Below are 22,379 nucleotides of genomic sequence, written 5' to 3'. Positions count from 1 at the left end.
GAGCCTCGCCGGCCCGGCTCAGCCGAGCAGGCCGCCGCGGGTGGGCGGCAGGTCGCTGGTCCCGTCCCGGTGGGCCTTCACCGCGAGCACCTGGTTGACGCCGATCCGGGCCTGCTCGAAGGCGAGCGCCGAGGCCGCCATGTAGAGCCGCCACACCCGGGCCCGGCCGGGACCGGCCAGATCCACCGCGGCGGCCCAGTCCGACTCCAGATTCACCACCCAGGCCCGCAGGGTACGGCCGTAGTGCTCGCGCAACGCGTGCACGTCGCGGACCTCGAACCCGGCGTCCTCCAGCAACGTCACGGTGGTGCCGGCCGGGGCCAGCTCGCCGTCCGGGAACACGTACGCGTCGATGAAGCTGCGCTGCCGGGGCGCGCCCGCCGGCGCCGGGTGCAGCGCGGAGATCTGGTGGTTGAGCAGCCGCCCGCCCGGCTTGAGCTGGCGGTACAGGATCCCCGCGTACTCCCGGTAGGGCCCGGTGCCGACGTGCTCGGCCATGCCCACACTGGAGATCGCGTCGAACGGCCCGTCGTCCAGGTCGCGGTAGTCCTGGACCCGGATCTCCACCTGGTGGCCGAGCCCGGCCGCGGCGACCTGCTTGCGGGCGAAGTCGGCCTGCTCGGTGGAGAGCGTGATGCCGAGCACGTGCACGCCGTACTCCCGGGCCGCGTGCATCGCCAGCGCGCCCCAGCCGCAGCCGACGTCGAGCAGCCGCATGCCGGGCTGCAGCCCGAGCTTGCGGCAGATCAGGTCGAGCTTGTCGCGCTGCGCGTCGGCCAGCCCGTAGCCGGGGTCGTCCGACGTCCAGTAGGCGCACGAGTAGACCATGCTCTCGCCGAGCACGATCCGGTAGAAGTCGTTGCCGACGTCGTAGTGGTGGCTGATCGCCCGGCGGTCGCGGCCCCGGCTGTGCCGGCTGCCGGTGACGACCATCTCCTCCGGCGGCGGCTTCGGCCGGCTGCCGATGATCCCCAGCCGCAGGGCCTCGCCGGCGATCGCGCGCAGCGGCACGTCCGGGGCGCCGGGGGAGTTCCAGAGCAGCGGGGCGAGGCGGGCGAGCGCGTCGTAGAGGTCGCCCTCGACGTCGATCTCGCCGGCCACGTACGCCCGGGCCAGGCCGAGCTGGTCGGGCTGCCACATCAGCCGGCGCAGCGCGCGGCGGTGGCGGACGATCACCAGCGGGGCGCCGGCGGGGCCGGATCGGGTGCCGTCCCAGGCTTGGAGCCGTACCGGCAAGGGGGTCTGCAGCAACGTCTCGAGCAGGCTCTTGAGCCTGTCGGCGGTGGTCTCGTGGGTGTTCTTGGTCGGCATGAGGACCTCCGAGGGGTGGATCTCCGAGTCACTATCCGCCCGTCATCGGCATTTATATAAGGTCCTTTTGTATATCTGTGGCGAACGACTCAGCGGAGCCGCGCGGCCAGCCCGTCGACGATCAGCGCGAGCCCGGCCTCGAACGCCTCCGCGAAGCCCGCGTCGTCGTCGGCGGCCTGCTCCTCCAGCACGCTGCCGACGGTGAAGTGGCCGGCGGTCAGCATCGCGGTCCGCGCGTCGGCCTCGGGCAGCCCGGCCGCGACCAGGAACGCGAACTTGGCCAGCGCCCGGTCGAGGTCCTCGCCGCGCGGCCTGGTCCCGGCGTGCAGGCGGGCGCCGTCCCGCCGGAGCAGCAGCGTCCGGCGGAAACCGCGCGAGTTCTCGGTGAACCAGGCGCGCCAGTCGTCGGCGGGGCCCGGCAGGGGAGCCGTCGCGTGCGGCGCCATCGCCGCCTCGGCCATCGCGGTGAGCAGCACGTCCTTGTTCTTGAAGTGCCAGTAGAGCGAGGGCTGCTCTACGCCGAGCCGCTGCGCCAGCCGCCGCGTGCTCACCGCGTCCAGGCCGACCTCGTCGAGCAGGTCGAGCGCCTCGGTGATCACGGTCTCCCGGTTCAGTTTCGCCACCTTGACAGTCTATCGGTGATAGGTAACCATCAAAAATCTATCACTGAAAGGTTGGGCCATGACCAGTCTCAAGATCCTCATCTGTGGTGCCGGCATCGCCGGTCAGGCCGCGGCGTTCTGGCTGGCCGGGGGCGGGCACCGGGTCACGGTGGCGGAGCGCTTCCCGGCGCTGCGGGCCACCGGCGCGCAGATCGACCTGCGCGGCCAGGGCGTCCAGGCGATCGAGCGGATGGGCCTGCTCGACGCGGTCCGGAGCCGACTCGTGCACGAGCCCGGCGTCGCGTTCGTCGACGGGCACGGCCGGCGCTGGGGCACGGTCCTGGCCAACACCTCGGGCCAGGGAAAACAAACCCTGACTTCGGAGTACGAGATCATGCGCGGCGACCTCGTGCGGATCCTGCACGACGCCACGAAGGATCGCGCCGAGTTCGCCTTCGGCCGTGGTGTGGAGAGCTTCGCGCAGCACGAGGGGCACGTCACGGCGCGGTTCTCGGACGGCGTCGAGGAGGACTTCGACCTGCTGATCGGGGCGGACGGGCAGGGGTCGCGGGTGCGCCGGGCCATGCTGCCGGCCGGTGAGCCGGAGCCGTACCGGCCGGTCGGCATCCACATGGCGTACTGGTTCGTGCCGCGGATCGGGTCGGACAGCGACATGCGCGAGACGTACAACGCGCCCGGTGGCCGGATGATCATGCGGCGTAGCCACAACGCCACCGAGACGCAGGTCTACTTCGCGCTGTGGGAGCGGTCCGCCGAGGCGTCCGCGATCCACCGGCAGCCGGTCGAGCGGCAGAAGCGGTTCTGGGCCGAGCGGTTCCGGGACGCCGGCTGGCAGACCGGACGATTCGTGGCCGGTATGGAGCCGGCCGAGTTCTTCTACTCGCAGGAGGTGCTGCAGGTGCGGATGGACACCTGGTCCAGCGGCCGGGTGGCCGTCGTCGGGGACGCCGCCTACTGCCCGTCGCCGTACAGCGGGATGGGCACCTCGGGCGGCCTGGCCGGTGCGTACGTGCTGGCCGGCGAGATCAACAAGAGTCCCGGGGACCTGCCCGCCGCCCTGGCCGCCTACGAAGAGACCCTGCGCCCGTTCGTGGACCGGATCCAGGCCGAGGTCAACCCACGCATCCTGCGCTTCGGTTTCCCGCGGAGCCGGCTCGGGATCGGCGCGCTGCGGGCAATGGGCGCGGCCGGCTCGTTCCTGCACCTGCCGGAGCTCGCCGCCCGCTTCGCCAAGGAGGACCGCGGCGGCGCCTGGCCCCTCCCGGCCTACCCACCAGCCGGCGTCCCGGCCACCTGATCCGGGCCGGTCATCGGATGTCCGGGTAGGACAGACGCGCTGTCCTTGTCGCGTGCGGACAGCGTGACAGTATGTGGGCATGGGTCGTGCCGCGCGAGCTTGCCTGTTCATCGGTGCCGCTGTCCTCCTGGCCGGCCTCGGCGTCTTCCTGATCCGGGCCGGACTCGATCGGGCCGACAAGCTTGCCAGCGTTCTCGGCCTGTTCCTGAACATCGCGGCGATCGTCCTGACAGTTCTCGGTCTCCGCGGGGGCGCGGCAACCGGGCCTCCGGCGGGCGGAGTCACGATCCACGGCGACGTGACGGCTCGGCGGGACTTCGTCGTCGGCGACGTGACCTATCAGCAGCGTCCCGGCGACGATGACGCGTCCTGAGCCGAGCCCGGACTCCGATCCGCCGAACGGCCTGGGGGCCGGCTCACGTCTCGCCCGCGCACGGCGGCTGGCCGGGCGGGTCTTCTTCGGCGGGGCGGAGGCCGGCCGCGACTTCGTGGCCGGCGACGTCATCTACCACCAGTATCCGGAGCCGGCGGTGGCCGCGCCGGTCACCGGTCCGTCCGCGCTGGATGCCGCGACGATGGCGCTGGCCGACCCGGTCGACACCGGTTCGGCGGGCTACGCCGAGCTGCTGAAGTTCAGCACCCATCGGCCGATGACGGTCCTGCTCTCCGATGATCCGGACGTCAGCGTGCCGACCGCCGTGCGGTTGCTGCGCGACCAGAACCACGACGGGATGTACCGGCTCACTGCGGCCGGCCTGCGGAGCACTCCGATGGGCGAGCAGTTCCACGCCTCCTGTGGCTACCTTCTGGACCAGACCGGGGACGACGCCGACGATGTCCGCATCGCCGGACTGTTGCGCCTGGTCCGCGCCGCGATCGGCCCGCTGCGGTCCCGCCTGGTGGTCGCCGCGCGGCCCGAGGGCGGCCTGCGGCAGGCACTCGCGGCGGACTGCTTTGAACTCGATGCGAGGGTGACGCCCGGGCAGCTCATCGGCCCGGCGCTGGGCAACCGGCCACATCAGTTGGATCGGCTGGTGGAGGGGATGACCGGCGCCCGGGCGCCCGCCGACGGTGTGGCTCTGCGGGACCTGCGGCGGCGTGCCGAGGGCGAGCTCGACGACTGGTTCGCGGCGCTGCCCGGCTGGGACGACCGGGGGCACGCACTGGCGTTGGCAGTGCTCGACGGACTGCCCTACGACCTGGTCCGGCGCCACGGCGAACGACTTGCCCGGGCCTTCGCCGAGGCGCCGGCGGTCACGGTGCTGCTCGACGCCGATGTGCCGCGCGCATCCCGGCACCATCTGCGGAGCGCGCGCCTGGAACGGTTACGGGCCGAGGTGTTCGCCGACTATGCGACGACGCCCGACGGTGAGGTCCGGACCGAGTCGGTCCGGTATCGGGACGCGGCGTATCCCAGCGCCGTCCTCCGGTATGCCTGGAGTGAGTACGACGACGTGCCGCACGTGCTGCTGCACTGGCTGCTGGGGCTCGGCGGCGACCCCGACGAGGCCGTCCGCATCCGCGCTGCGACGGCCGCGGGCATGCTGGCAACGCTGGCGTTCGACCATGTCCGAGACGTGGTGGTCGAGCCCTGGGCCGGGGACGGTGACCCGAGGCTGCGCGATGCCGCGGCGTGCGCCCTGCATCTGCCCTCCCTCGACCCGCACCTGTACGCGCGGGTGCGCGGGACCCTGGACCGGTGGATCGAGAGTGGCACACCGGCGTTGAGCGCGGCGGCGGGACGAGCCCTCGGCGCGAGCGTCGGGCACGTCGACCCCGGCGCCGCCCTCACCCGGCTGGATGCGCTGGCCGGAACGGGCCAGCAGACCGCGTCGCTCGCGGTCGCCGACAGCCTCGCCGAACTTGTCGAGTGGGACCCGCGATCGGCCGTCCTCGTGCTGCGCACGATCGCCGAGTGGGTGCGGGTGCGCGATCCGTCCCGCAACCGCACCGGGCAGCTGGCCTTCCTGGTCCTCGCCACTGATCTGACCACGGAGCACCGGGCCGGGTTCTCATGGCCCACCCTGCTGGCCCTGGCCGAGTCCTCGGCCGAGGTGGACGCCCTCGTCGTGCACCTGTGGCAACGGGTTCTCAACGAGCGGTTCTACGACACGGACGCCCGGACCGTCCTGACCGTCTGGGCGTCGGTGGCCGAGGCACAGCCGGCGATCCGCCCGGCGTTTCACCGTCTGGTGGTGTCGATGGCCCGCGATCACCCCCGAACCCGGCGCATCCTGCGGACGCTCGCCACGACCTGGGTCTCGCACCGCACCCCACGCACGTCACCCCACGTGGCCGCGGCGGTCTTCGCCGCGATGAACGAAGGAGCTCTCTCTCATGATCGGTGACGGCCAGGCTCTCATCCGGTCGCAACGGGCGGTCGGCCTGTTCTCCGGTCGCCGGATGGCCGGGATCGGCACGGCGACGGTCTGCTCGACGGCGGACGGCTCGCTCTTCGTGGCGAACGGGGGCGTGGCGCCACGGTCGGCACGGTTCGCCTATGAGGTCGACGTCACCGATCACGAGGAGGTCCTGACGTTCGACGGGCTGCCCAGTGTCGAGGAGGCACTGTCGTTCTCCGCCCAGGTCCAGGTGGGCTGGCGCGTCCACGACCCGATGGAGATCGTCCGGCGCGGCGTCAACTCGGGGACGGACCATCTTCGTGCCCGGCTGCACGATGAGCTGCGCGACGTCTGCCGGCGATTCTCGGCGGTGGAGGTGACGATGGCCGAACACGCGGCGCGGACCGCCTTCGACAGCCCGCGGCCCTACGAGGTGGGCATCACGGTGTACCGCTTGGCGGTCCATCTGACGCTCGACCCGCTGGCCCGTGACTTCCTGCGGAAACGCTACGAGGCAGGTTTCGATCGCGAGACGGCGGCGGCAAGGCACGAGGTCGAACGACTTCGGCAGGAGCAGGCGCACGAACTGGAGAGGGCCCGCCGGCCGGACGCGCCGATCGGCGATGTCCGCAGCCTCATCGCGCTGCATCTGGCGCGCAATCCCCAGGACACCGAGACCGCGCTGAACGTGCTCGCCCGGCTCGAAGGGGCGGACCGCGACAACCGGCAGAAACTCTTCGAGATGTTGTTGACGAACGGGCTGATCCAGTCCAGTGACGTGGAGCCGTTCGTCGGCGCGGCCGCTCAGCTGCTGAGCCCGGCGCCCGGGATGATCCCGGGCGCCGAGCCGCTACCGGCCTGGGGCCAGCCGCCCTGGACGCTCTACCTGGTCGTCGATCCGACCACCGGGCGGCGCGAGGAGCTCGAGACCCAGATCGGCAACCTGCTCGAGGTCCGGGACGCGCATCCGGACCTGGTGCGGTACATCGGTATCGGGGTGGTGGCGGCCGGTCCGGAGCCGGTGGTCCTCCGGGAACCGTTCGACGAGGGCGACGAGATCCGGGTGCCGGCGGAGGAGGGAACCACGGATGTCGCGACGGCGGTCGGCCTGCTGGCCGGCCAGTTGACCGGGGGCCGGGCCGCGGACGGCAATCCGGGGCTGCGTCCCTGGGTGCTGCTGATCGGTCTGCCGGTGCCGCCGTCCGGGCTGCCCGGCCAGGCGGAGGTGTTCGCCGCGCCGGAACTGTCGCCCGGGCTGTTCGACGTCCTGCTCCGTGCGCTGCTGGAGGCGGCCGGCGGCCGCCAGCCTGATCCGGCCGGCGTGCGTGAGCTCGTGGACGGCGATCGGGCATGACCCCGCCGCGACCGGTCCGGCCGGTCACCGCGGGGTCGGCCGCTCAGTGGGGCTCGACGACGGGGACGCGGTGGGGCACGGGGTGCCGCGGTCGAAGGTGTAGCGGGCCTCGATCGTATAGGTGCCGGCGGCCTGGGCGACCAGCTCGGTCCACTCGCCGCTCTGGGCGAGGCAGGCGTGCGGCGTCGAGCCGTGGATGGCCAGCCACGGTGACCAGGCGATCCGGACCAGGGTGGAGCCGGGGCTGGGCAGGTGGACGGTGACCGCGGCCGGGCCGGCGTAGGTGACCGTGGCCGGGGTCGAGGCCAGCGGGTCGGAACCCTCGACCTGGTAGATCCGCCAGTTCGGGTCGCTCCAGACCAGCGGGAGCCAGGCCTGGCCGGCCGCGATGATCCGGGCCTCGGCGACGCCGGCGTCGTCCGGTTCGGCGGTGGGCAGCACGACGAAGCCGACGCTCCAGGTGTGCAGCCAGGTGCGGTACGACTCCGGGGTCAGGGTGTTGTCGTAGAAGAGCGGGTGACGCCGGACGTCGGTCTGCCGGTTCCAGCCGCGGGCCAGGTTGACGTACGGGGCGATCCCGACCGCCTCCCAGTGCGTGCGCAGCGGCACGACCTCGACCCGGCGCTGCCCGGTGTTACGGCGCTGCAGCTCGGCGATCAGCGGCTGGGCGTCGGCGACCGTGGCGGTCACCGTCGAGGTGCGGGAGTAGTCGTAGAGCGGCTGGATCACGGTCCACGAGGCGAGACCGATGGCTACCACGTACGTCGCGATGGTCTTGACGTCCCGGGTCTTGCTGATCGCGGCGGTGCAGATCAGGAACGCGGCGCTGACCAGGACGGCGAGGCGCTCGACGTTGCTGCCGATCGGGGTGGGCAGCAGCCAGCACAGCACCACGCCGACCGCGTAGACCCAGGCGCCGGCCCGGACCGTCCGCCAGTTCGCCGGGGTCAGCACCGCGACGGCGATCGCGGCGCCGACCGTGACCAGGGCGGCGTACCAGTGGAACGGCTGGACGCCGGAGAACGGGAACAGCATCGACGTGGCGCCGATCACCACCGGTGGCCCGGAGGCGAGCCAGAGGGCGTGCCGGCGGCGGCCGGTCAGGAACAGCGCCGCGGCCAGCACCTCGATGAACAGGCCGGCGACCGGGCTGCCCAGGGTGGCGATCGTGCCGAGCACCGCGGCGGCCACCGGCCGGGGGCGGCCGTGCCCGGTTCCGGTCAGCAGGCAGATCGCCGCGCCGAGCGCGAAGAACAACCCCAGGAGGTACGTCACCCGCCCGGCGGCCAGGTTCCCCCAGACGGCGACCGACAGCCACAGGGCCGGCAGCAGCGGCCGGGGGACGCCGGAGCGGGAGAGCAGGAACCCGGCGAGTGCCGCCGTCCCGGTGCAGGCCAGCACCCCGGTGGTCCGGACGCCGAGCCAGGCCATCAGGTACGGCGAGATCACGCTGTACGTCGCGGGGTGGATGCCGCCGTACCAGGACAGGTTGTAGGCCGAGCCCGGGTGGTGCCGGACGAACGCGGTCCAGGCGTACTGCGCGGCCAGGTCGCCGGCGTCGCGGGCCAGCCACAGCCCCCAGATCAGGCTGAGCACGCCGGCGAGGGAGCCGGCCACCACGTCGGGCCGGCGCCACCAGTGGGGCAGGGCGACGCGTGGACCGGCGTGGACGCGGTCGAGAAGGGCCATCGGGTCGTCCCAGATCCGTTCGTCCGGTGCCGCCGGAGGCAGGACCGGCTTCGGCCGCAGACCGTAACATCTCGCGGGTCAGAAAATGGTCACGCCGGATGGTGACGACGGCCCGGACCCCGGCGGCGCGCTCGTCGGCTAGCGTGGCCGGGATGGATCGAGATCTTCTCGCGGCCCGGGACCTGGTCGCCGCGGTGGCCGTGCGCGCCGGGCAACTCCAGCTCGAACGACGCGACACGCTGCGGGTCGGCGCGCCGAAAGCGCACGTCAACGACGTCGTCTCGGATGTCGACCTGGCCAGCGAGCAGCTGATCGTGGACGCCATCCGGGCCGCCTGGCCGGACGACGCGGTGCAGGCCGAGGAGGGCGGTGGCCGGGCCGGCACCAGCGGGTGGACGTGGATCGTCGACCCGCTCGACGGGACCCGGAACTACATCAGCCGGACCGGTCCGTGGTCGGTGTGCGTCGCGCTGCGTCACGAGGACCGGCCGCGGCTCGCCGTCGTGCACGAGCCGGTGGCCGGGGAGACGTTCAGCGCGATCGCCGGCGGCGGCGCGTTCCTCAACGGCGCGCCGCTGACCGCGCCGGACGGGGCGTCGCTGGAGAAGGCGCTGGTCGGGGTGAGCTTCCAGCCGAACCCGAAGACCAAGGAGCGGGCCGCCCGGGTGATCCGGGAGCTGCTGCCGGTGGTCGGGGACATCCGGCGGCTGCCGGCCGCGCTCAACCTCGTCTACCAGGCCGCCGGGCGGCTGGACGGCGGGGTGGCGCTGGACACGTTCCTCTGGGACATCGCGGCCGGGGCGCTGGTCGCCGAGGAGGCGGGGGTGGTGCTCGGCGGTCGCGGGCCGGAGTTCACCACCGAGTTGACCATCGGCGCGGGTCGTGGACTCTGGCCCGAGTTGTCGGAACGGATCCGGGCGAGCGCTTGACAGATCAAGACCGGGCTTTCCGCCGTACGGCGAACCGGGGTTGATCTTGATTTAGGAAGTTGACCTTGATTTAGGAAGGCGTGCCGGCGGGCGTGCCGGTGAGCCAGATCTCGGCGAGGTCGGCGACCGGGATGCCGAGCGCCTCGCTGAGGCAGACGATCGTGCCGAACGCCGGCGTCGGCACCCGGCCGCCCTCGATCTTGCGCAGCGTCTCCGGGGAGATGCCGGCGGCCAGGGCGACCTCGGCCTGACTGCGGGTGCCGCGGGCGCTGCGCAGGGCGGCGCCGAGGCGCTCGCCGGCGGCGATCAGATTGGGGGTGAGCGGTGGGCGGATCATCGGGCTCCTCTCCGGCGGTGGTATAACTATACCGCATAAGGAGGGTAACCGTGATTGAGCTCAAGACCCCTGCGGAGATCGACCGGATGGCCGTGACCGGCCAGTTCCTCGGCGAGCTGCTCGCCGAGCTGGCCGGGCTGGTCGACGTCGGGGTCAACCTGATGGACATCGAACGCCACGCCCGGCGCCGGATCAAGGAGCGCGGCGCCGAGTCGTCCTACTGGGACTACGCGCCCTCGTTCGGGCGCGGGCCGTTCCGCAACGTGCTGTGCCTGTCGGTCAACGACGCGGTCCTGCACGGGCTGCCGAAGGACTACGTGCTGCGCGACGGCGACCTGGTCAGCATCGACATGGCCATCGCGATCGACGGCTGGGTCACCGACTCGGCGCTCTCGGTCGTGGCCGGCACCGCCGCCCCGGCCGACCTGAAGCTGATCGAGGCGACCGAGGTCGCCCTGGAGGCCGCGATCAAGGCCGCGCAGCCGGGCGGGCGGCTCGGCGACATCTCGGCGGCGATCGGCGGGGTCGCGCGGGACTACGGATACACCGTGAACCTCGAGTTCGGCGGGCACGGCGTCGGGCGGACCATGCACGAGGCGCCGCACATCAACAACGACGGGCGGGCCGGGCGCGGCATCAAGCTGGAGCCGGGGCTGACCGTGGCGATCGAGCCGTGGCTGTGCGCGACGACCAACGAGATCAAGTACGACAAGGACGGCTGGACGATCCGCAGCGCCGACGGGTCGCGGACCGCCCACTCCGAGCACACCGTCGCGATCACCGAGACCGGCCCGCGCGTCCTCACCCGGCGCCCGTGACGCGTTCGGCCTCGGCTTCGGCGTCGGCTGCAGGGCGGCGGAGGAGCCCCGCCGCCCTGGTGGTGAGGGTCAGCCGACCGGGCCGGTGGCCAGCTTCGCGGTCGCGCTGAGTGAGCGGCCGCTGACGTCGGTCCAGGCGATCCGCACCTTGTCGCCGGGGTGGTAGTGGTCGAGCAGGTTGGTCAGGTCGGTCGCCGAGGCGACCGGGGTGCCCGCCACCGCGGTGATCACGTCGCCCCGGGCGAGGCCCGCGGAGGCGGCCGGGGAGCCGCTGACCACGCCGAGGACCACCGGCCCGGTCACGCCCTGCGAGCCGCGCTCGCTGCTGGTCGTCTCGATGCCGAGGTACGCCGTCGACCCGAGGTGCACGCTGCTGGACGCCGTCCCGCCCCGGATCGCGTCGGCGATCTTCATCGCGGCGCTGATCGGGATCGCGTAGCCGTCGCCGCCGGCGGCCTGGTACTGGAACCCGGTCGACGCCGCGGTGTCCACGCCGATCACCTCGCCGGAGGTGGTCAGCAGCGGGCCGCCCGAGTCGCCGGCCTCGATGTCCGCGTTGACCTCGATCAGGCCGGTCAGCTTCTCGGACGCGCCGGTCGACTCGTCGGACGCGGTGATCGACTGGTCGAGGGCGGCGACCGCCCCGCCGACCGCGCTCGGGGTGCCCCCGGTGCCGCCGGCGTTGCCGATCGCCACCACCGGGTCGCCCTCCTTGACCGTGGCGGTCGCCAGCGTCGCGGTGGTCAGCCCGGACGCGCCGGAGAGCCGCAGCACCGCGATGTCGTGCGAGCGGTCGTATCCGATCACGGCCGCCCGGTACGCCTTGTGGTTCCCGATGTCGGTGACGGTGATGCTGGTGGCGCCCGCGACCACGTGGTTGTTGGTGAGCACGATCCCGTCGGCGGCGATCACGATGCCGGTGCCGGCCGCCGCCGCGTTCTGCGCGCCGAGCACGGTGTCGATGTCGACGAGCGCCGGGTCCACCTTCGCGGCGACCGCGGCGACCTGGTCCTGCGTGGCGCCGCCCGAGGCGGTGGTGCCGCCCGAGCCGGTGCCGGTGCCGGTGCCGGACCCGGAGCCCGGGTCGGCGCCGCCGAACTGCGACCCGCTTCCGGCCCCCGGGTCGAACGGAAGGTAGGGCGAGGTCGCGCTGGACTGGGCGGCCGGGGCGGGCTTCATCGACCAGCCCGCCGCGAAGCCGCCGCCCGCGGTCACCAGGAGCACCGCGAGCCCGCCGCCGACCAGGGCGGCCGTCCGGCCGGTGCGCCGCCGGGGCGGCTCCGGCTGCGGGGGCCAGCCGGACGGGGCCGGCCACTGGCCCTGGCCCACCCACTGCCCCTGCGGAGTCCAGCCGGTGTTGACCGGCCAATGCTGCCCGGGTCCGTATGCCGACGTATCCGGACGCTGCTCAGGAATGGTCACCGGATTTCTCCCTCCCGGCCATCGAAGATCACGCTCTTATGGAACCTCGGAAGCCTGAAAACCGGCTGACCAGAGCCTGTGGATCCGCGGTGACGGAGCCGGTGCGCCGCCGTGACCCGGGATCAGTCGGTCGGCGGGCCGAACCAGCGGGTGAGCTGAGCGTCGAGGTCCTCCTGGTCGTCGCCGAGCCAGGCGACGTGGCCGTCGGGGCGCAGCAGCGCGGCCGGGACGTCCAGCGCCGCGCCCGGGTCGTCGAGGTGGTCGACCCGGTCGGACCAGCCGGCGGCGGTCAGGCGGCCGGTGCGGTCCAGCAGCAGGCCGCGACCGTGGTGCAGCCGGTCGTAGAGCCGGCCGGACTTCACCTCGACGTCCGGCATCCGGCGGCCGAGCAGGTCGGGGCCCGGGCCGAAGTCGTAGCGGATCCCGATCGCGGTGATCTGCTCCAGCAGGTAACGGTTCACCTCGTCGAAGTCCATCAGCCGGGTGAGCAGCCGGCGCACGGCCTGCGCGCCCGGCTCGGCGGACGAGAGCGCCACCTGGGCGCGGGTGTTGTCCAGCACGGCCGCGGCAACCGGATGCCGCTCGGCCTGGTACGTGTCCAGCAGCGACCCCGGCGCCCAGCCGCGCACCTCCGCGGCCAGCTTCCAGCCCAGGTTGACCGCGTCCTGAATGCCCAGGTTCAGGCCCTGCCCACCGATCGGCGGGTGGATGTGCGCCGAGTCGCCGGCCAGCAGCACCCGCCCGGCCCGGTACCGCTCGGCCAGCCGGGTGGCGTCCCCGAAGCGGGACATCCAGCGCGGGGAGTGCACGCCGAAGTCGGTCCCGGCGATGGCCCGCAGGTGCTGCCGGAAGTCGTCGAGGGTGGGCGGCTCCGCGCGATCGCCGACCCCGGCGACCGGGATGATGACGCGATAGGCCCCACCACCCGCGGGCCGGAAGCTGAACCGGGTGTCGGCCACCCGGGCGACGATCTCCTCGGGCGCCTCGGTCACCTCGAGCTCGCCCATCAGCGTGTCGTTGCGGGAGGCCTCGCCGGGGAAGCCGATGCCGAGCAGCTTGCGGACCGTGCTGTGCGCGCCGTCGCAGCCGACCAGGTAGCGCGACCGCAGCCGGTCCCCGCCGGCCAGCTCGACGGTCACCCCGTCGTCGTCCGGCTCGACGGCGGCCACCGCGGCGCCGCGCCGGACCTGCGCGCCGAGAGCGATCGCGTGGTCCTCCAGCAGCTGGACCACGACCGGCTGGGGGATGCCCAGCAGGTAGGCGTAGGCGGAGTCGACGCCTTCGGGCGCGGGTTTGTCGATGGCGGCGAAGTAGGCGCCGGCCGGGCGTTGCCGTCCGCGCTCGCGGACCCGCTCCAGCAGGCCGCGCATCGCCATCAGCTCGAGACTGCGGATGTGCAGGCCGACGATCCGGACGAACGGCACCGGTGCGGGCTCGCGCTCCAGGACGAGGACCCGGACGTCGTGCAGCCGCAGCTCGGCGGCGAGCATCGCGCCGGTCGGACCGCAGCCGGCGATGATCACGTCAAACATGTGTTGCCCTTCGGGAGTGCCTTGGTGGAGGGCGCTCCCGGCGACAACTACGTCAATCGCGCGACCGGGACGGCGAGGGGAGCACCCACATCGATACAGCGGTCATGGGTCTCACCTCCTCGGGCGGTGTCGCGGTCGAGAGCAAGGTACAAGCCCGGCCGGGCCCGCGTCCAGTCGTTCCGCGCGGCCGGACCGTATCGTGTGGACGTCCCGTCCGAGTGCACGTCAGGAGACGCCGTTTGTCGGCCGGGATCATCGGCGCCGTCCTGCTGGCCGCCGTCCTGCACGCGGTGTGGAACGCGATCGCCCACGCCATCCCGGACCGCCTGATCGGCTTCGTGCTGATCGAGACGGCCACCGCCGTCCTCGCGGTCCCGATGGTGCTGGCCGCCCCGATGCCGTCCGCCCGGGCCTGGCCGCTTCTGATCATCTCGTCGGCGCTGCACGTGATCTACGCGCTGCTGCTGATGCGCGGCTACCGGCTGGGCGACTTCGGGCAGGTCTACCCGCTCACCCGGGGCACGTCGCCGCTGCTGGTGGCGGTCGGCGCGGCCCTGTTCGTCGGCGAGGTCCCGCATCCGGTCCAGCTGCTCGGGGTGGTGACCGTGTCGGCCGGGCTGATCCTGCTGATCTTCGCGGGTGGCCGGCCGACCCGGGCGCGGCTCCCGGCGCTCGGCGCGGCCCTGCTGACCGGCGTCAGCATCGCCGCGTACACCACCATCGACGGTGTCGGGGTGCGCGAGGCCGGGACCACCATCGGGTACGCCGGGTGGTTGTTCCTGCTCCAGGGGCCGGTGATCCCGGCGATCGCCGCGGTGACGCGCGGGCGTGCGCTTGCCGGGCAGCTCCGGCCGTACCGCTGGATCGGTCTTTGGGGTGGGGTTTTCTCCCTGCTCGCCTACGGCCTGGTGCTGTGGGCGCAGACCCGGGGCGCGCTGGCCCCGGTGGCGGCGCTGCGGGAGAGCAGCGTGGTGATCGCCGCGGTGATCGGCGTGCTCCGGTTCGGCGAGCCGTTCGGCCGCTACCGCATCCTGTCCTCGGTCCTGGTGGCGATCGGTGTGGTCCTGGTGGCGGCGGCCTGATCAGCCCAGCCCGATGTGCTCGGCCAGCAGGGCGACCTGGTTCGCGTAGTGCTCGACGAACTCGGGGGAGCGCGGATCCGCGCCGACCAGGCCCTCGATCACGTGCGGCAACGTCGTGGTGGCCAGGCACGCGGCCATCAGCATGATCTCCAGGCAGACCGGGTCGAGCTCGGCCGGCAGCCGGCCGGCGGCCTGGATCGCGCGCAGCTCGGTGACGCTGTCGCCGAGCATCTGGGTGCGGGTGTCGCGGTCCGGATCGTCGTCGGGGCCGGTCCACTGCAGCCCGCTCCAGGCGAACATCCGGGCGCCCTCGGGGTTGCGCAGCGACTCCAGCACATATTCCCGGAGCTGCTCGCGGACCGGCATGCCGGGCGGGGCCAGCTCCTCGCGGCGGTGCACCCACTGCTCCGTCATCACCCGGAACAGCCCCTCCTTGCCGCCGAAATAGTACGACACCAGCTGCTGGTTGACGCCGGCGCGCGCGGCGATCGCCCGGGTGCGCGCGCCGGCGAACCCGTGCTCGGCGAACTCGGCGGCGGCCGCCTCGATGATTTTCTGCCGGGTGCGCTCGGGGTCGCGCTGACGCTCCTGCGGCTTCGGTGACCTGCGCGGACGTGGAGATGTCACGGGTCGATCATACCGCCGCCTGAGACAGTCAAGTATTCACCTGATTGACAAAAGCAGGCGGACGCTTGATACCGTGTCGGGCATGACCCGAGTACTGATCAGCGGGGCGGGCATCGGTGGGCTCGCCCTCGCCCAGGCACTGCACCGCGGCGGCCTCGACGTCGCCGTCTTCGAGCGGGATCCGGCCCCGCACTCCCGCGACCAGGGCTATCGCCTGCACCTCGACGCCGATGGCAACGAGGCGCTGCGGGCGTGCCTGCCGCCCGAGGTCCTCGACCGGGTCCGCGACACCAGCGGGCTCAACGGGGACCTGGTCGCCACCCTCACCCAGCGGCTGGAGCAGGTCTTCGCGCAGGAGTTCCCCGGCATCCCCGATGCCGAGATCTCCAACGTGGATCGCGACACGTTCCGCCGGGGCCTGCTGACCGACCGGGTCGTCTTCGGGCGGACGGTGGCCGGCTACACGATCACCGGCACCGGCCGGGTCCGGGTCCGGTTCGCCGAGGGCGGCGCCGACGAGGGGGATCTGCTGGTCGGGGCGGACGGCGTCGGCTCGGCCGTGCGCGAGCAGCTGATTCCGGGTCACGGTCCGCGCGATCTCGGCCTGACCTGCGTCTACGGGCGCATGCCGATCAACGCCGAGACCGAGCCGCTGATCCCGGCCCCGCTCGGGCGGGGCTTCTGCTGGGTCGCCGGGGACGACGGCACCGGCGTGGGCTTCGCCCCGGTCCGCTTCCGGCACCGGCCCGGGGGCTACCTGATGATCGCCATGGTCACCACGCCGGGCGCGGTCGGCCCCGATCCGTATCGGACAGTGGTCGAGACTACAGCCAGTTGGGACCCGAGAATCAAAACCCTCATTGGGTACGGCGACAGCACCTCGTTCTTCCCGATCACCATCCGTGCCGGCGACCGCGTCGGTCCGTGGCGGCCCGGCCCCGTGACCCTGCTCGGCGACGCGATCCACACCATGCCGCCGGCCGGGGGCGTCGGTGCCAACGCCGCCCTGCGGGACGCCGCGACGCTCGCCGCCGAGCTGCTGTCCGGAAAGGATCTGATCGACGCGGTCGCCGCCTACGAGCGGGTGATGCTCCCGCGCGGCTTCGACACCGTCGAGAGCTCGCTGCGGATGATCGGCCGGATGACCGCGAGGTAGCCGTTGATCGATGTTTACAAGTTGTGACCACAGTGGAGGAAACGGGGTGGATGAGGTTGATGATCTTCGCTAGATTCATCGGCGATCGATGCGCCGGGCCCGTGCGGCCCGGCACACGGGGTATCGATATAGGGAGATCATCATGCGTACCATCCTGCGTGCGGGCGCCATCGCGCTCGCGGCCGGATCCCTCGTCCTGAGCAGCGGCGTCGCCGCCCAGGCGGCCGCCGGCACCGTGACCTTCAGCGTGAACCGCCTGGTCTTCGAGCCCGGGCAGTACGGTCACACCGGCAGCGTCCGGATCACCATCAAGAACCGCACGAGCGGGGTGTTCAACGACTACCTCACCATCACCGAGCCGATCGCCAGCACCTTCGGCCAGTTCGTCGGCACCGGTCCCTGCCTGCTCAACTCGTCCGGCCGGGTCACCGCCGTCTGCGAGCTCGCGACCCCGATCCAGCCCGGCGCCAACGGCGTGGTCACGATCAACTTCCAGTCGCCGGCCAAGCCGCAGCCGTTCCCGCAGATCGCCCCCGACCCGGGCACGGTCGAGACGGCCGGCTCCACCGCGCAGTTCGACGCGATCTTCCGGTCCACCACCGGCAAGCTGGCCAACCCCAAGCCTTACGTGCAGGACACCGTGTCGCAGTTCGCCGTGACCGCGAACGACGTCACCCTGCACCGACAGGAGGACGGCTCGTTCCTCGGGGTTCTCCCGGTGAGCGTCCGCAGCGACAGCGATGCCCCGAACAGCGGACTCTGGACCGAGCTCGCGACGCCGGCCGGCATCGACCCGTGGGCGGCCAGCAACCCGCAGGGCGTCTGCACGGGCGGCGGCATCCTGCCGACCCCGCCGGACGGCTTCGTCAACGGCTGCTCGGTCGACGGCCAGACCGCCGAGGGCGAGACGCGCACGTTCGAGTGGGTGCTGACGGCCCCGGCCGGCACGCCGCTCGGCTCGCTCGGCACCGCCACCGCGCTGATCGGCTCGGGACAGACCGACGGCGCCAACCAGGCGACGGTCGCCGTGACGATCGCCGAGTGACACAGCACTGAGAACGGACGGCCCCGGTCCGCGGACCGGGGCCGTCCGCGTTCGCTCAGATCGCGGGCTGAGCCGGGCGGGTGGGGTGCTCAGGCGGAGGCGGCCACGCGGTCCCGGCCGGCGTCCTTGGCCTGGTAGAGGAGCTGGTCGGCGAGCAGCGGCAGGCGGGCCGAGTCGGTGTCGTCGGGCGTGCAGGCCACCCCGACCGAGACCGTGACGGTGATCGACTCGGTCGGGCCGACCGCGATCGGCCGGTCGCGGACCGCGGCGTGGATCCGGGCGGCAACCGTGCGGGCCTGCTCCGGGGAGGTCTGCGGCAGCAGGACGGCGAACTCCTCGCCGCCGTACCGGGCGATCACGTCCTGCTGGCGGATCGCGCCGTCCAGGCGGGCCGCGACCTCGCGCAGCACCCGGTCCCCGCCGTCGTGCCCGAACGTGTCGTTGACCTGCTTGAAGTGGTCGATGTCGCAGAGGATCACGGCGTGGTCGCGCTGCCCGGCGTGGGTGAGCGCGTCCTGGAAGAAGCGGCGGGTCCGCAGCCCGGTCAGGCCGTCGGTGGTCGCCATCCGGCGCATGTCCCCGACCAGCCCGGCCAGCCGCCCGATCACCAGCAGGAACAGCACGCCACAGGTGGCGCAGATCAGCGGGATGTGCAGCGCGGCCCCGCGCAGGAACTGGATCAACAGGGTGGCCGGGGCGAGCAGCGAGGCGACCGCGAGCGTGGCGAGCCGGTAGTTCCCCATGTCCGGGGTCGGCACCGCGCTCGGCGCGTCCAGCTCCCGCATCGACGGGTGCATGCAGCACAGGCCGACGACCAGCGGCGAGATCCCCCAGAGCACGACGCTCAGCGCGTGCCACCGGACACTGCCGGAGAGCGTGTCGAGCGTGCTGATGGTGTCCGGGACGACGGTGAGCGCGAGGTAGCCGGTCAGGCTGTAGACGGCGACCGACTTGCGGCCGGTGTCCAGCAGCAGCCGGGCGCCGAGCGCGGCCAGCATCAGGTCGCCGAGCGGGTACGCGGCCGCGACCAGGCGCGTCCGGAGCCCGACGTCGGCGCCGGCGACGATCGGGTCGATCAGGTAGATCCACCAGAACAGCCCGGCGGAGACCGTGATGATCCCGGCGTCGATCAGCCCGGGCAGGTCCCGGCCCGGGTTGCGCCGCCGCAGGATCAGCAGCAGGGTCAGCGCGCCGCCGGTGGACACGCCCATGAAGCACGCGTCGGCCGCGGACGGCGCGTTGCCGGCCAGCACCCCGGCCGGGAGCACGCTGCCGACCACGGCCAGGAGCAGGCAGCCGGCCATGATCCACGGCCACCGGGCCCCGGGCCGGTACAGGCGGATACCCCACAGCGTGGCGCCGAGGCCGGCGGCGACCGACGCCGCGGCCAGCCCACCCTTGATCGACTCGGGAGCGCCGGCCAGCGCCGTGACGACGTGCGCCACGGCCATCGCCGTGACGACGGCGAGGTAACGGTTCCACGGAGAGGTAAGGCTCATGATCCTTCCGGCATCCGCTGGCACGTACAAGAAGAATCGGCCGCCCCGCCGGAAATCTGACCAGTTCCAAACGACTGCTCGGAAAGCTTCCTCCGCGACCGGTTGGTCAACGAGAGGAAATCATCGATGCACAGGATCCCCGTACTGGTAGTGGCGGTGCTCGCCCTGTCGGCGTGCGGTTCGCCGGCCAAGGAGACCGCGGCCCCCGAGGTGGCGACGCTGGCGAGCCCGTCCGCGGCGGTGTCCGCGTCGGCGGCGCCGCAGCGCCCGCGCGAACGCCTGGACACCACGCCCGAGGAGTTCGAGGCGATGCTCGCGCCGTACAACAACTGCATGGCCGAGCACGGCGCCCTCTCGAAGTCGGACCTGGCCAAGGGCGCGGTGGCGAAGCCGGGCTCGGACAAGGACACGGCGAAGTTCGACGAGGCGAACCGGATCTGCGAGCCGCAGTACTTCCCGCTGCCGCCGTGGGAGAAGGATCCGGCGAATCCCGAGTCCAAGGACTTCGCCCGGGACGTCGTGAAATGCCTGAAGAGCAAAGGCGTGAAGTACGTCGAGGTCAGCGACGACGGGATCAGCATCGCGCTCGGCGGCGACGACAACGACGCGCGCTCGATCTCGATGGGGATGGACCTGATCCCCGGATGCGAGCGCGCGACCGCCGCCAAGCTCAAGGATTAGGCCAAGCTCAAGGGCTAGACAGTGGCCAGCGCCTGCGTCGGGGTCAGCCGTGCCGCGCGGACGCAGGGATACACCCCGGCCAGCACCCCGATCACGATCGCCCCGCCGACTCCCAGCGCCGCTGACCGCGCTGGGAGCACCACCGGCCAGTCCTGCCAGCTCGCGTAACCGGCCGTGGCGAGCAGGCCGAGCGCCGTGCCGATCAGCCCGCCGGCCGTGGCCAGGACCACCGACTCGGTCAGGAACTGGCCACGGATCTGGCCGCGGGTGGCGCCCAGCGCGCGGCGCAGGCCGATCTCCGACCGGCGTTCCAGGACCGAGACGACCATCGTGTTGGCCACCCCGATCCCGCCGACCACCAGGGCGACCCCGGCCAGCGCCAGGAACAGCACCGAGAAGCTGCGCTCGGTGGCGCGCTTGGCGGCCAGCGCGTCGGACGGGCGGGTGACCGTCACCGCGCCCGGCCGCTCCGGGGAGATCGTCTCGGCGAGCACGCCGCGGACCGCCTCGATCCGCGCCTCCTCGGCCTGCACGTAGAGCACCGTCGGATGCCCGTCGAAGCCCAGCTCGGACTTCGCGACCGGCCAGCCGACCAGCACCGACCGGTCGATGTCCGGGGTCAGCGGGGTGGTCGCCAGGATGCCGACCACGGTGAACGCCCGGTCGGCGATCACGACCTGGGGCGCGGGCGTGCCGGGCGGCAGATCGGTGACGCCGAGCCGGTTCGCGGCGACCGAGCCGAGGACCACGGCCGGGAACCGCTCGGTGGCCGGGGTCAGCCACGACCCGGACCGGACGCGGGCGTTGATCGTCGGCAGCAGGTCGAGGCGGGTGGCCAGGACGGTCAGGCCGGCGGCGTTGTTCGCGTCGAGACGGTCGTTACGGCGTACGAAAGCATGGGTGTTCGCCACCGCGCTCCCGGCGGTGACCGGGCCGATCCGGCGGACCATCTCCACCGCGGACTCCGGCAGCGCGGCCGGCGGATCCATGTCCGGCACCGCCATCGCCTGCAGGGTGTTCGTGCCCAGCGCGCTCAGCTTCGTGACCAGCGCGGCCTGGCTCGACGCCGGGATGCCGGTCACCACGATCATGGTGGCGATGCCGATCGCGATCCCCAGGGCGGAGAGCGCGGCCCGGGCGGGGCGGGTCCGCAACCCGACCAGGCCCAGGTCCAGCAGGTCCAGCGGGCTCATCGGGCCGGCCGCCCGTCGCGGGTTTTTCCCCGGCGGGGTAGCGACCCGGCGAGGTCGCGGTCGTGGGTGAGCCGCGTGATCATGACGCGACCACCACCGGCATGCCCTCGGTCAGGCCGGCGCCGGTGACCTCGACGAAGCCGTCGGCGAACATCCCGGTGACGACCGCGACCAGGCCGTTCGGGCCCTGCACGGCGTAGCCGCCCTCGCTCAGCGCGATCAGCGCCTCGATCGGCACGGCCAGCACGTCCTCGGCGGTCCGGCCGGTGACGTTGACCGCGACGTCGGCCGCGTCGAGACGGTCGATGGTCTTCGGGTCGTCGACCGTGACCGAAACCGTCAACTTCGGCTCGCCTGCGGCGACGCCACCCTCCGGCGCGGCCAGGTCGCGGCCCACGGCGAGGATCCGGGCCTTGACGGTACGGTCGTCGGGCAGCGTCACCGTGACCCGGTCGCCGCGTCGCAGGGCGGCGGCCTCGCTCAGCGCCGCGGCGACCGTGATCACCTTGCGGGTCGGGGTGACCGCCATCAGCGGGGCGTTCGCCGGGGAGCCGGGCTGGACCGCGATCGAGTCGACGCGGATCGCGCCGGCCAGCACCTCGACGTCACCGACCGCGATCCGGCCGGTGATCGGGCGGCCGATGGCCTCCTGCCACTTCTTGATCGCCTTGATCAGTGCTGGGGTGAGGACGCTCTCGCCGTCCTTGACCTTCACCTTCACCTTCGCCTTCACCTTCGCCTGAGTTGCGCCGGCGCCCGGGGAAGTGGCTTCGTCCGTGCTCGGGGGAGTGTCTCCGGCTGTGGTCGGGGCGGTGTCTCCGGCTGTGGCCGCGGCGGGGGTGACGCTTTCGCCGGGTGACGGCTGGCGGCCGATGGCGTACCCCAGGGATTTGAGGTTTTCGGCAATGATCCGGATGTCGCGGCCGATCTGGTTGGGCGCCGCTATTGCCCGATATAGCGGCATATTGCCGTAGAAGAGGGTGACCGGCTTGTCGTCGGCGCGGAACAGTTGCTGACCGCGTTTGATCGTGGTGCCGACCGCCGGCAGCCAGGTCACGGTCGCCTCGGTGTGCCCGGCGAGGGGGCGCGGCGGGCCGAAACCGATGCTGCCGTCCAGTTTCTTCGTCGTCGACAGGTCACGGCGTGCCAGCGGCACCGTCTCGACCTGAGCGCTCTCCTCAGCCACCGGCTCGCGGTGACCCGCCCGGTGGCGGGTCACCGCGACCGTCGCGCCGCCCACCGCGAGCGCCACGACCAGCGCCGTCACCAGCCACTTCACGCGCCCGGGCCGGCGCGGCGGCGGCTGCGGGACGATCGGGATCACGGCGGTGGGCGCGTCGGCCTTCGGATGCATGGCGACGAGCGTGGCCGGAGATCGTTAGAAAGCTGTCAGGTATGCGAGGAAGTTCGCCGCGCCCGCGCGGGGCCGCCCTATCATCGCC

Annotated in this window: 20 protein-coding genes; 10 read left to right on the top strand and 10 right to left on the bottom strand. The window is 72.6% G+C overall.

All coding sequences use genetic code 11. From position 1 onward, the window contains the following. Positions 1-18 precede the first annotated feature (18 nt). Together L3i22_RS28690 and L3i22_RS28685 are read right to left on the bottom strand one after the other, a co-directional pair. On the bottom strand, positions 19-1,311 hold the full coding sequence (locus tag L3i22_RS28690) for a cyclopropane-fatty-acyl-phospholipid synthase family protein (protein ID WP_221320641.1): 1,293 nt from the start codon (positions 1,309-1,311) through the stop codon (positions 19-21). An 89-nt stretch (positions 1,312-1,400) separates the two neighbouring features. Next, positions 1,401-1,934, bottom strand: coding sequence for a TetR/AcrR family transcriptional regulator C-terminal domain-containing protein (locus tag L3i22_RS28685; protein ID WP_221320640.1), 534 nt, complete (start codon positions 1,932-1,934; stop codon positions 1,401-1,403). 58 nt (positions 1,935-1,992) lie between these two features. Between L3i22_RS28685 and L3i22_RS28680 the strand changes: the two genes are divergently transcribed. The 4 genes from L3i22_RS28680 (at position 1,993) to L3i22_RS28665 (ending at position 6,927) form a co-directional block, all read left to right on the top strand. Beyond that, positions 1,993-3,231 (top strand): FAD-dependent monooxygenase, encoded by a 1,239-nt coding sequence (locus tag L3i22_RS28680; RefSeq protein WP_255657208.1) that lies wholly within the window; start codon positions 1,993-1,995, stop codon positions 3,229-3,231. A gap of 79 nt (positions 3,232-3,310) precedes the next feature. Next, positions 3,311-3,604, top strand: coding sequence for a hypothetical protein (locus L3i22_RS28675; RefSeq protein ID WP_221320639.1), 294 nt, complete (start codon positions 3,311-3,313; stop codon positions 3,602-3,604). Continuing rightward, positions 3,591-5,579 (top strand): hypothetical protein, encoded by a 1,989-nt coding sequence (locus L3i22_RS28670; protein WP_221320638.1) that lies wholly within the window; start codon positions 3,591-3,593, stop codon positions 5,577-5,579. The genes L3i22_RS28675 and L3i22_RS28670 overlap by 14 nt, the downstream gene beginning before the upstream one ends. Continuing rightward, positions 5,569-6,927 (top strand): hypothetical protein, encoded by a 1,359-nt coding sequence (locus tag L3i22_RS28665; RefSeq protein ID WP_221320637.1) that lies wholly within the window; start codon positions 5,569-5,571, stop codon positions 6,925-6,927. Before L3i22_RS28670 ends, L3i22_RS28665 begins: the two co-directional genes overlap by 11 nt. Before the next feature lie 24 nt (positions 6,928-6,951). Here the strand turns inward: L3i22_RS28665 and L3i22_RS28660 are convergent, their stop codons facing one another. Further along, a complete protein-coding gene (locus L3i22_RS28660) occupies positions 6,952-8,616 on the bottom strand; it encodes an MFS transporter (RefSeq protein WP_221320636.1) in 1,665 nt (554 codons plus the stop codon). Positions 8,617-8,768: 152 nt separating this feature from the next. Here L3i22_RS28660 and L3i22_RS28655 point away from each other — a divergent pair, with 152 nt between their 5' ends. Beyond that, positions 8,769-9,545 carry an inositol monophosphatase family protein gene (locus L3i22_RS28655; protein ID WP_221320635.1) on the top strand — a complete coding sequence of 259 codons (777 nt, stop codon included), beginning with the start codon at positions 8,769-8,771 and terminating at the stop codon, positions 9,543-9,545. A 70-nt stretch (positions 9,546-9,615) separates the two neighbouring features. On the opposite strand, the gene L3i22_RS28650 is transcribed toward L3i22_RS28655, so the two are convergent. Then, on the bottom strand, positions 9,616-9,882 hold the full coding sequence (locus L3i22_RS28650; RefSeq protein WP_221320634.1) for a helix-turn-helix domain-containing protein: 267 nt from the start codon (positions 9,880-9,882) through the stop codon (positions 9,616-9,618). A 50-nt stretch (positions 9,883-9,932) separates the two neighbouring features. Between L3i22_RS28650 and map the strand changes: the two genes are divergently transcribed. Next, entirely contained in the window at positions 9,933-10,700 is a 768-nt protein-coding gene (gene map, locus L3i22_RS28645) for a type I methionyl aminopeptidase (protein ID WP_221320633.1), read from the top strand. A gap of 69 nt (positions 10,701-10,769) precedes the next feature. On the opposite strand, the gene L3i22_RS28640 is transcribed toward map, so the two are convergent. Together L3i22_RS28640 and L3i22_RS28635 are read right to left on the bottom strand one after the other, a co-directional pair. Further along, entirely contained in the window at positions 10,770-12,122 is a 1,353-nt protein-coding gene (locus L3i22_RS28640; RefSeq protein WP_255657204.1) for a S1C family serine protease, read from the bottom strand. A gap of 122 nt (positions 12,123-12,244) precedes the next feature. Next, a complete protein-coding gene (locus tag L3i22_RS28635) occupies positions 12,245-13,654 on the bottom strand; it encodes an FAD-dependent monooxygenase (protein ID WP_221320632.1) in 1,410 nt (469 codons plus the stop codon). Positions 13,655-13,893: 239 nt separating this feature from the next. On the opposite strand from L3i22_RS28635, the gene L3i22_RS28630 reads away from it, so the two are divergent. Next, on the top strand, positions 13,894-14,736 hold the full coding sequence (locus L3i22_RS28630) for an EamA family transporter (protein ID WP_221320631.1): 843 nt from the start codon (positions 13,894-13,896) through the stop codon (positions 14,734-14,736). On the opposite strand, the gene L3i22_RS28625 is transcribed toward L3i22_RS28630, so the two are convergent. Next, positions 14,737-15,363 (bottom strand): TetR/AcrR family transcriptional regulator, encoded by a 627-nt coding sequence (locus L3i22_RS28625; protein ID WP_221320630.1) that lies wholly within the window; start codon positions 15,361-15,363, stop codon positions 14,737-14,739. It abuts the gene before it with no gap. An 82-nt stretch (positions 15,364-15,445) separates the two neighbouring features. Here L3i22_RS28625 and L3i22_RS28620 point away from each other — a divergent pair, with 82 nt between their 5' ends. Next, on the top strand, positions 15,446-16,519 hold the full coding sequence (locus L3i22_RS28620; protein WP_221320629.1) for an NAD(P)/FAD-dependent oxidoreductase: 1,074 nt from the start codon (positions 15,446-15,448) through the stop codon (positions 16,517-16,519). Positions 16,520-16,661: 142 nt separating this feature from the next. Further along, entirely contained in the window at positions 16,662-17,564 is a 903-nt protein-coding gene (locus L3i22_RS28615) for a hypothetical protein (RefSeq protein ID WP_221320628.1), read from the top strand. A gap of 89 nt (positions 17,565-17,653) precedes the next feature. On the opposite strand, the gene L3i22_RS28610 is transcribed toward L3i22_RS28615, so the two are convergent. Continuing rightward, positions 17,654-19,063, bottom strand: coding sequence for a diguanylate cyclase (locus tag L3i22_RS28610; protein WP_221320627.1), 1,410 nt, complete (start codon positions 19,061-19,063; stop codon positions 17,654-17,656). A gap of 126 nt (positions 19,064-19,189) precedes the next feature. On the opposite strand from L3i22_RS28610, the gene L3i22_RS28605 reads away from it, so the two are divergent. Continuing rightward, positions 19,190-19,744, top strand: a complete 555-nt coding sequence (locus tag L3i22_RS28605; RefSeq protein ID WP_221320626.1) for a hypothetical protein — start codon at positions 19,190-19,192, stop codon at positions 19,742-19,744. 14 nt (positions 19,745-19,758) lie between these two features. On the opposite strand, the gene L3i22_RS28600 is transcribed toward L3i22_RS28605, so the two are convergent. Both L3i22_RS28600 and L3i22_RS28595 read right to left on the bottom strand, forming a co-directional pair. Next, on the bottom strand, positions 19,759-20,937 hold the full coding sequence (locus L3i22_RS28600) for an ABC transporter permease (RefSeq protein WP_221320625.1): 1,179 nt from the start codon (positions 20,935-20,937) through the stop codon (positions 19,759-19,761). Between the two features lie 79 nt (positions 20,938-21,016). Beyond that, positions 21,017-22,291 carry an HlyD family efflux transporter periplasmic adaptor subunit gene (locus tag L3i22_RS28595; protein WP_221320624.1) on the bottom strand — a complete coding sequence of 425 codons (1,275 nt, stop codon included), beginning with the start codon at positions 22,289-22,291 and terminating at the stop codon, positions 21,017-21,019. Between the last annotated feature and the right edge of the window lie 88 nt (positions 22,292-22,379).

Source organism: Actinoplanes sp. L3-i22, from assembly GCF_019704555.1.
In the GTDB taxonomy this organism is placed as follows: Bacteria; Actinomycetota; Actinomycetes; order Mycobacteriales; family Micromonosporaceae; genus Actinoplanes.
This window is presented reverse-complemented; position numbering and strand designations above follow the sequence as displayed.

Coding starts and splice junctions, on each gene's coding strand:
- L3i22_RS28655 (WP_221320635.1), top strand. CDS start 8,769: ATGGATCGAGATCTTCTCGCGGCCCGGGACCTGGTCGCCGCGGTGGCC.
- L3i22_RS28675 (WP_221320639.1), top strand. CDS start 3,311: ATGGGTCGTGCCGCGCGAGCTTGCCTGTTCATCGGTGCCGCTGTCCTC.
- L3i22_RS28600 (WP_221320625.1), bottom strand. CDS start 20,937: ATGAGCCCGCTGGACCTGCTGGACCTGGGCCTGGTCGGGTTGCGGACC.
- L3i22_RS28665 (WP_221320637.1), top strand. CDS start 5,569: ATGATCGGTGACGGCCAGGCTCTCATCCGGTCGCAACGGGCGGTCGGC.
- L3i22_RS28660 (WP_221320636.1), bottom strand. CDS start 8,616: ATGGCCCTTCTCGACCGCGTCCACGCCGGTCCACGCGTCGCCCTGCCC.
- L3i22_RS28670 (WP_221320638.1), top strand. CDS start 3,591: ATGACGCGTCCTGAGCCGAGCCCGGACTCCGATCCGCCGAACGGCCTG.
- L3i22_RS28680 (WP_255657208.1), top strand. CDS start 1,993: ATGACCAGTCTCAAGATCCTCATCTGTGGTGCCGGCATCGCCGGTCAG.
- L3i22_RS28650 (WP_221320634.1), bottom strand. CDS start 9,882: ATGATCCGCCCACCGCTCACCCCCAATCTGATCGCCGCCGGCGAGCGC.
- L3i22_RS28620 (WP_221320629.1), top strand. CDS start 15,446: ATGACCCGAGTACTGATCAGCGGGGCGGGCATCGGTGGGCTCGCCCTC.
- L3i22_RS28610 (WP_221320627.1), bottom strand. CDS start 19,063: ATGAGCCTTACCTCTCCGTGGAACCGTTACCTCGCCGTCGTCACGGCG.
- L3i22_RS28605 (WP_221320626.1), top strand. CDS start 19,190: ATGCACAGGATCCCCGTACTGGTAGTGGCGGTGCTCGCCCTGTCGGCG.
- L3i22_RS28690 (WP_221320641.1), bottom strand. CDS start 1,311: ATGCCGACCAAGAACACCCACGAGACCACCGCCGACAGGCTCAAGAGC.
- L3i22_RS28595 (WP_221320624.1), bottom strand. CDS start 22,291: ATGCATCCGAAGGCCGACGCGCCCACCGCCGTGATCCCGATCGTCCCG.
- L3i22_RS28615 (WP_221320628.1), top strand. CDS start 16,662: ATGCGTACCATCCTGCGTGCGGGCGCCATCGCGCTCGCGGCCGGATCC.
- L3i22_RS28635 (WP_221320632.1), bottom strand. CDS start 13,654: ATGTTTGACGTGATCATCGCCGGCTGCGGTCCGACCGGCGCGATGCTC.